Genomic DNA, 6,265 nt, shown 5'->3' with positions numbered 1-6,265 from the left:
GCGCCGACCCGCGCGACGCACCCCCCGGCCGGCGCCGGCACCACCGGCCCCGCGAAGGGTCGGCACCTTGTGGCCCAGGCCGTGGTACCCGAGATCACCTGGTTCGCCACCCCGGACACCGGGGCTCCGCAGGGTCGGCTCGCCAACCCCAACCGGGAGGGCGTGCCGCTGGTGTTCGCGGTGGAGGAACGCCGAGCCCACTGGCTGCGGGTCCAGTTGCCCGTGCGGCCCAACGGGTCACGGGGATGGCTGCGGGCCGCGGACACCCAGGTCACCGAGACCCCATATGACCTGCGAGTCGACCGATCCGCGCATCAGCTCACCGTGCTACGGGACAGCGCGGTCCTCGCCCGCCTCCCGGTGGGCATCGGAACCGGCGGGACCCCCACGCCGTCCGGTGAGTTCTACCTCACCGAACTGCTGCGACCCGCGGACCCGAACGGGCCGTGGGGGCCGTACGCCTTCGGCCTGTCGGGCTTCTCGGACGTGATTACCCAGTTCAACGGCGCCAACGGCATCATCGGGCTACACGGCACGAACCGTCCCGACCTGGTCGGGACGGACGCCAGCCACGGCTGCATCCGGCTTCGCAACGAAGACATCGAAAGGCTGGCGGGAATCCTCCCCATCGGCACACCGGTCTCCATCGAACGGTGATGCGCGTCATTCCTGGCGGATGCGGGACGACATCCCTAGGCTATCTTCATGACGGGTTACCATCTGGCCCAGGTCAACATCGCCCGAGTACTCACCCCACTCGACTCCCCCGCGCCGGATGACATCCTGGCCGGCCTCGCGCCGGTGAGCGACCTCGGCGACGGGCAGCCCGGCTTCGTCTGGCGCCTGCAGCCCGAGCAGGGCGCCGCGGCCGTGCACACCTTCCGGCTTGACGCGGAGGCCGACCTCACCGTCATCGTGAACCTGACGGTGTGGGAATCGGCGGACGCGCTCGCCGACTTCGTCTTCCGCCATGATCAGGGTGCGTTCCTGCGGCGCCGGCGGGAGTGGTTCCATCCAACCGACCGGGCCACCAACGCCCTGTGGTGGGTGCCCACCGGGCACCGTCCCGGCACGCCGGAGGCCGAGGAACGGGTCAGGCACCTGCGCACGCACGGGCCGACCGCGACCGCGTTCACCTTCCGGCTGACGTTCCCCCCGCCGGATCGGCGGATCTCCCTGGTCCCGGCCGGCGATACGGAGCTCACCGCCGAGCGCGCCGACATCCACTCCGACCCCGACGCACCGAGAAGCATGGCCGCCGGCGGTTGAGCCGGGCCCCCGCCGCCTGGTTCAGGGAGCGGCTGGATCCAACTGGTCGATCCAGCCGGCGAGGATCGACCCGAACACCGACGGGTCCTCGCCACGGTTCCAGAACGCCGTCGCCGCCTGCACGGCCACCGCCCCGGCCCGCAGGTACTCGGCGACGTCCCGTCCCTCACCGACGCCGCCGGCCCCGACGACGTCGACGATGTCCGGCAGTAGCCGGCGGAGCTGGCGGACCTGGCCGAGACCGACCGGCTTGAGCGCGGGTCCGCTCATCCCGGCCAGCTCCACGTCGACGACGGGACGGTTGTCGGCGTCGACGACGAGGGCGTTGGGGAAGGTGTTCACCGCGGTGACGAACCGCGGGCCGACGGGCCGGCCGGCGAGTTCGGCGAGCACCGCGGCGAGCTCGGCGAGCGCCGCCGGGTCGGAGAACGGCGAGATCTTGACGCCGTACGGGACGCGGCGGCCCGGGTCGCCCGCGGCCCGCGCCAGCAGTGCGTCCCCGACCGCGGTGCAGATCGCCGCGGTCTGGTCGGGGTCGAAGCAGGCGATGCGCTTCTGGGCGCCGCCGTCCCAGACGTTCGGACAGGCCAGGTTGAGCTCAATGAGATCGACGCCGGTCCCCGCGACGACCTCGGCGATCTCGGTGTACTCCTCGACGTCGAAGCCGGCAACGCTGATGATCAGCGGCTTGCCCGCCTCATGCGCCCGCTCGACCATCCCGGGCAGGTGCGTGCCGTAGTAGTCCAGGCCGCGGTTGGGCAGCCCGAGCGCGTTGACCGAGCAGACCCGCCCGGGCCAGTAGACGTTGCCCGCGTTGCCGCTGCGCGGCTGGCGGGTGATCGAACCGACGACGATCGCCGCCACCGCGGACCGGGCGAAGGCGGCGACGTCCTCCACCGACTTGCAGGTGCCGGCCGCGTTCATGACCGGGTGTTCCAGGGCGACGCCCGCCAGAGCACTCATGCCCGCCAGCCTAGGGGCGGCCCGGGCCGCCACGGCGCCCGCCGGTCAGACGGCAGCCGGCGACCTCCTGCCCCAGCGGCGGCGTGCCTGGTGCCGGTCGATGGCCTTCTGGTAGACCTCGACGCGCAGGGCGGCGATCCGCTTCGGCTCCAGTTCCTCGGTGCCGACCCGACCGCGGGCGCCCACGGCGGCGGCGAGTTCCGGGTCGGTGAGGAAGGGCTCCAACGCGTCGGCGAGCGCGGGTGCGTCCTCCGGCGGGACGACCGTGCCGCCCTCCCACTTCGCCACCCAGGTCGCGACGCCCGTGGTCGCGGTCGCGACGACCGGCCGACCCGAGGCCATCCCCTCCAGCCCGGCGATGGAGAAGCTCTCGAACCGGCTCGGGACGACGACCGCCCGCGCCTCCTCGTAGGCCTTGACGAGCTCGGGCCGGGTGAGGTGACCCGCGAAGCGGCAGGTGACGCCGAGCTCGGCGGCGCGACGCGCCAGCCAGGTGCCGGTCGGGACGTCGTCGATGAGGCCGGACGACTGGCCCGCGAAGACCACCGTCGGCTTGATGCCGCGCTCCCCGAGCAGCGCGGCGGCCTCGATCAGCACGTCGAGGCCCTTGCGCCATTCGAGCCGGCCGACGACGAGCAGCGTGGGGTCGGTCTGCTGCGGCGGCGGCACGGCGGTGTACGAGGAGCGGTCGAACGGGTAGGGGATGACGTCGGCGTCGGTGTTCTTCTTCAGCCAGCCGAAGTCGCGCAGGGTGGTGACGATCAGCTCGGACGGGGCCGTCCGGGCGTCGGCGCGCAGCGCGGAGAACCGGTCGATCCGGTCGGCCAGCGCGCCCCGGCCGTGCAGCTCGCCCTCGCGCAGGCGGACATCCATCATCGTCGGCGTGTGCAGGTGGATCACGAGGGGAACGTCGCGACGCACCGCGGTACGCAAACCGCGGGTCTCGCCGTCCTGGGTCTCGATGACGTCGGGGCTCAGCCCGAGACTGCGCAGCCAGAAAGCGTAGGAGACGGCGAGGACCACCCGCAGCGAAAGCGAATCGCGTGGATGGTTCTTCCCCTGAAACGACCGCCCCAGCGGGCCGAGATATCTGCTGACCGGCAGACGGAGCAGCGGGCGCCGGTGCACCTTGACCCCGTCATGGTCCTCGTCGGTGCGGCGACGCCCCTGGGCACAGAGAATATGGACCTGATGGCCGAGCGCGGCCAGCGCGTGAGCGATGTCGTGCGTGTAGACACCCGCCCCATCCCAAATGATCGGCGGATACTGCTCGCACAAGAAGACGATCTCCATACCCATCCCCCACGGCGGCGAACTCAGGACGGCTCACCATAGCGCCAGCCTATCGAGTGGCCGCAGGGGGTTTCGACCATTAGCAAACGCTCAGGATCTTAACCCTAACGTAAGAGAAGTGCTGCCCGACGCGGTCTGACCTGCACGTTGACACCCGCCCCAACCAGAAACCACCAGGCCGGAATACCTCCTCCGGCGAGTCGACCGGAGATACACGGACACGCGGGCGAGACCGACCGGACAGCCATCCCGCACCAACCAGACGGCCAGCGCACCAACCAGACGACGACGGGCACCGACCGGACAGCGGCGACTCAGCGAGACGACACCAGCCGGAGACCGGCGGCTCGACGATCGGAGCCCGGCCGCGAGACCCGGCGGCGCGGACGCGGGGCGGGCAGGCCATAGCCGCGGTCCCGGGTGTCCGGCCCGAACACCGTGGCCAGCCCGATCAGAACCACGAACAGTCCCAGCAGCAGGAGTTCAGGCATCGTGACCCCACCCGACAAGGTCGGGACGCGAAAGCACCACGGGCCTGCATGCGATAGCGCTATCGTATAACTTCATGGTCAACGATAGCAGTATTGATCGAGTCGTGGGGGAGCTTCGCCGGCTCGCGGACGGCGGGGCCGTCGGGGAGAAGCTGCCCAGCACGCGGATGCTGCAACAGCGGCTCGGCGTCGGCCCGGTGACCGTGCAGCGGGCGCTGGGCCGGCTGGTCGCCGAGGGCCGGCTGGTGACCCGGCCCGGCGCGGGCACGTTCGTCTCGGCGCGGCGCACCGTCCAGGCCAGCGACACCGACTGGCAGCAGATCGCGCTCGGCCCGAGCCCCGTGCAGACCTCCGGCCTCGACCTGCTGTTCCAGCTCATGGGCACCCCGGGATTCCAAATGGGCGCGGGCTACCTCGATCCCGGGCTGCGGGCGGACACCCGGCTGGCCGCCGCCGCCAGCCGGGCGGCACGGCGGCCGGACGGGTGGGCCAGCTCCCCCACGGCCGGCATCCCGGAGCTGCGGAGCTGGTTCGGCCGGCAGATCGGCGCCGAGCCGGCGAACGTCCTGATCACCCCGGGCAGCCAGGGCGCGCTGTCGGCGACGTTCCGCGCGATCCTGCCCGCCGGCCATCCCGTGCTGTTCGCCACCCCCACCTACCCCGGCGCGCTCGCCGTCGCCCGCAGCGCCGGGCTCATCCCCATCTCGGTGCCAAGCGACCAGGACGGGATCCGGCCCGAGCTGCTGCGCGACGCGTTCGCGCGGACGTCGGCCCGGCTGCTGGTCATCCAGCCCACGTACGCCAACCCGGACGGCAGCGTGCTCGCCGCGCAGCGCCGCGGCGAGGTGCTCGACATCTGCCGGCGGGCCGGCGCGTTCATCGTCGAGGACGACTTCGCCCGCTGGCTCGGCTTCGCCGGCGTCTCGCCGCCACCCCCGCTGTGGCAGGACGACGACCACGGGCAGGTCATCACGATCCTCTCCCTGACCAAGGTTCTCGCGCCGAGCCTGCGGGTGGGCGCGGTCATCGCCCGCGGCCCGGTGCTGAGCCGGATCGCGGCCATGCGGATCGTCGACGACTCCTTCGTCGCCCGCCCGGTCCAGCACACGGCAATCGAGCTGGTCAGCGGGCCGGCCTGGTCGGCGCAGGTCCGGGCGGTGAGCAGCGCCCTGCGGGAGCGGGCCGCGACGCTGGGCGCGGCGCTCGCCCGCGAGCTGCCCGAGTGCTCCTTCGCCCCGCCGCGCGGCGGGGTGAACCTCTTCCTGCGCCTGCCCCACGGGATCGACGACCTCGCCGTGGCGACCAGCGCCGGGCGGCTCGGGGTGGCGGTGGCCCCGGGCCGGTTCTTCACCATCGGCGAGCAGGAGGCGGGCCACCTTCGCCTGTCCTACGCGGGCATCCGCGCCGAGGACATTCCGACCGCCGTCGGCCTGCTCGCGCAGGGGCTGCATGCGGTGGCCGAACGGGCATCCGGGTTCGCGAACTGATCTGAGCGCCCCCGCCGGGACCGACCCGCGGCCTACCGCCGGCCGGGCGTCGCCGCGGTGTCCCGCCCCGCGGCCGTTGCGAGCGCCGCGCCCGGCTCGGCCAGACCCGACCTCCCTGCGACGGACCGCGCCTGGGCCTGGGCCTGGGCCACGGTGCCGGCGACCTCCCGCCACAGCGACGGCAGCAGGACGGCGGTGACCAGCGCCGCGAACGCGGCCAGCACGAACGGCAGCCGCGGATCCGCCGCGAACAGCGCCCCGGAGACCAGCGCGGCGAACACGGTCGCAGCGGTCTGCGTCGTCGCGAACAGGCCCTGGCCGCGGCCGGTGCCGTCGCCGGCGGCGCTCTCCTGAGCGAGCAGGGACTGGGCCGCGGGGTAGGCGACGGCGAGGCCCGCCGCCTCCAGGCAGCTCAACAGGACGATGAGCGGGATCGAGTGCAGGAACGGGTAGCTGGCGACCGTCACCGACAGGACGAGCGTGGTCGCCCCGATCAGCCGGCGCCGGTCGCACCGGTCGGCGAGCCAGCCGGCGGGCCAGGCGAAGACGAGGTACGGCAGCGCGAAAAGGGTGAAGGTGAGGCCGATCAGCGTGGTGGACGCGCCGTCGCGCTCCATCAGCAGACTCCAGCACGTCTCGTAGACGCCGCCGATCAGCCCATCGCAGCCGGCGACCAGCAGCAGCCCGAGGACGCCTCGGCGCAGCAGCAGCCGGGTCGGCACGGCGGGAGCGGCGGGAGCGGCGGGAGCGGCGGGAGCGGCG

General features: G+C 72.9%; 7 protein-coding genes. 3 read left to right on the top strand and 4 right to left on the bottom strand.

The features are described 5' to 3' along the window. Together NBZ83_RS29275 and NBZ83_RS29270 are read left to right on the top strand one after the other, a co-directional pair. Window positions 1–657: L,D-transpeptidase (locus tag NBZ83_RS29275; protein WP_261576243.1), on the top strand; the 657-nt coding region annotated here is incomplete at its 5' end. Window positions 658–705: 48 nt separating this feature from the next. Continuing rightward, window positions 706–1,269, top strand: coding sequence for a DUF3291 domain-containing protein (locus tag NBZ83_RS29270; protein WP_261570756.1), 564 nt, complete (start codon window positions 706–708; stop codon window positions 1,267–1,269). A gap of 21 nt (window positions 1,270–1,290) precedes the next feature. Here NBZ83_RS29270 and NBZ83_RS29265 read toward each other — a convergent pair whose 3' ends face one another. The 3 genes from NBZ83_RS29265 to NBZ83_RS29255 form a co-directional block, all read right to left on the bottom strand. Further along, complete coding sequence (locus NBZ83_RS29265) at window positions 1,291–2,232, bottom strand: beta/alpha barrel domain-containing protein (protein ID WP_261570755.1); 942 nt, start codon at window positions 2,230–2,232, stop codon at window positions 1,291–1,293. 45 nt (window positions 2,233–2,277) lie between these two features. Further along, window positions 2,278–3,525 carry a glycosyltransferase family 4 protein gene (locus NBZ83_RS29260; protein WP_261570754.1) on the bottom strand — a complete coding sequence of 416 codons (1,248 nt, stop codon included), beginning with the start codon at window positions 3,523–3,525 and terminating at the stop codon, window positions 2,278–2,280. 314 nt (window positions 3,526–3,839) lie between these two features. Next, window positions 3,840–4,016, bottom strand: a complete 177-nt coding sequence (locus NBZ83_RS29255) for a hypothetical protein (RefSeq protein ID WP_261576242.1) — start codon at window positions 4,014–4,016, stop codon at window positions 3,840–3,842. Window positions 4,017–4,120: 104 nt separating this feature from the next. Between NBZ83_RS29255 and NBZ83_RS29250 the strand changes: the two genes are divergently transcribed. Further along, window positions 4,121–5,503, top strand: coding sequence for an aminotransferase-like domain-containing protein (locus tag NBZ83_RS29250; RefSeq protein WP_261570752.1), 1,383 nt, complete (start codon window positions 4,121–4,123; stop codon window positions 5,501–5,503). Between the two features lie 32 nt (window positions 5,504–5,535). Here the strand turns inward: NBZ83_RS29250 and NBZ83_RS29245 are convergent. After that, window positions 5,536–6,265 (bottom strand): MFS transporter (locus tag NBZ83_RS29245; protein ID WP_261576241.1); only part of this gene is annotated, 730 nt, incomplete at its 5' end.

This window comes from Frankia gtarii (assembly GCF_025403375.1).
GTDB classification, from domain to species: domain Bacteria; phylum Actinomycetota; class Actinomycetes; order Frankiales; family Frankiaceae; genus Frankia; species Frankia gtarii.
This window is presented reverse-complemented; position numbering and strand designations above follow the sequence as displayed.